At 70.5% G+C, this 1,636-nt stretch carries 2 protein-coding genes; both read left to right on the top strand.

Going from position 1 to position 1,636, the window contains the following annotated elements:
- Positions 1–528 (top strand): glycine--tRNA ligase subunit alpha (locus K2X24_RS11505; protein ID WP_292498029.1); only part of this gene is annotated, 528 nt, incomplete at its 5' end.
- A gap of 61 nt (positions 529–589) precedes the next feature.
- Positions 590–1,636: glycine--tRNA ligase subunit beta (glyS, locus tag K2X24_RS11500; protein WP_292498026.1), on the top strand; the 1,047-nt coding region annotated here is incomplete at its 3' end.

The raw sequence follows: 1,636 nt of genomic DNA, 5'->3' as shown, positions 1-1,636 counted from the left end.
CTCGGCTGGGAATGCTGGTGCGACGGCATGGAGGTGAGCCAGTTCACCTACTTCCAGCAGGTCGCGGGCTTCGAGTGCGCGCCCGTCGCGGGCGAGCTCACCTACGGCCTGGAGCGCCTGGCGATGTACGTCCAGGGTGTCGAGAATGTCTACGATCTGAACTTCAACGGCGGCACGGGCGCGGATCGCGTCTCCTACGGCGACGTCTTCCTCCAGGCCGAGCAGGAATACTCGCGGCACAACTTCGAGGCGGCCGACACCGCGATGCTGTTCCGCCAGTTCACCGACGCCGAGAAGGCCTGCCGGACCTACCTCGATGCCGGCGCCCCGGCGGACGAGACCGGCCGGCACCGGATGGCCCAGCCGGCCTACGACCAGTGCATCAAGGCGAGCCACGTCTTCAATCTGCTCGACGCCCGGGGCGTCATCTCGGTGACCGAGCGGCAGAGCTACATCCTGCGGGTGCGGGAACTCGCGAAGGCCTGCGGGGCGGCCTACCTGCGGACCGCGGGCGGTGGAGCGGCCTGACCGGCCCCCGCCCCGAACGGCCACCCGCCCCCTCGAACATTCCTCTCCGGACGCTCCCGCCATGCCCGACCTCCTCCTCGAACTGCGCTCCGAAGAGATCCCCGCCCGCATGCAGCGGCGCGCGGCCGACGATCTGCGGAAGCTCGTCACCGACGCCCTGGTGGAGCGCGGTTTCCTCTACGAGGGCGCCAAGGCCTTCGCGACGCCGCGCCGGCTGGCGCTGCACGTGGCCGGCCTACCGCCGCGGGGCCAGGACGTGCGCGAGGAGCGCAAGGGGCCTCGGGTCGGGGCGCCGGAGGGCGCGGTCCAGGGCTTCCTGAAGAGCGCGGGGCTGGCGAGCCTCGACGAGGCCACCATCGTCACGGACCCGAAGAAGGGCGAATTCTACGTGGCGGTGATCGAGCGGCCCGGCCGCCCGACCCTCGACGTGCTCGCCGAGATCCTGCCGCAGATCATCCGTAGCTTCCCGTGGCCGAAGTCGATGCGCTGGGGCGCGGCCTCGGCGCAGCCGGGCGCCTTGCGCTGGGTGCGTCCGCTGCAATCCATCGTCGCCACCTTCGGCCCGGAGACCGAGACGCCGGACGTGGTGCCGTTCGCGGTCGATGGCATCGCGGCCGGCACCACCACCTACGGTCACCGCTTCCTGGCGCCCGACCCCATCGAGGTCCGGCGCTTCGACGATTATGTCCAGGCCCTGGAGCGCGCGAAGGTCGTGCTCGACGTGGAGCGGCGCAAAGACATCATCCTGCACGACGCCCGGGATCTGGCCTTCGCGCGCGGCCTCGAACTCGTAGAGGATGACGGGCTACTCGAGGAAGTCGCCGGCCTCGTCGAGTGGCCGGTGGTGCTGCTGGGCTCCTTCGACGACGCCTTCCTGGACATCCCGGCCGAAGCGATTCGCGCCACCATTCGGGCTAACCAGAAGTGCTTCGTACTGCGCCATGCCGGCACGGACACCCTGGCGCCGGCCTTCATCCTGACCTCGAACCTGATCGCCAGCGACGGCGGCGCGGCCATCACCGCCGGCAACGAGCGCGTGGTGCGGGCGCGCCTGTCGGACGCCAAGTTCTTCTGGGAGACCGACAAGGCGACCCGCCTGGAGGAGCGC

Origin of the sequence: Methylobacterium sp., from assembly GCF_019750675.1 — a bacterium.
In the GTDB taxonomy this organism is placed as follows: domain Bacteria; phylum Pseudomonadota; class Alphaproteobacteria; order Rhizobiales; family Beijerinckiaceae; genus Methylobacterium.
The sequence above is the reverse complement of the archived record's forward strand: the minus strand, read 5'-3'. Positions and strand labels throughout refer to the sequence as shown.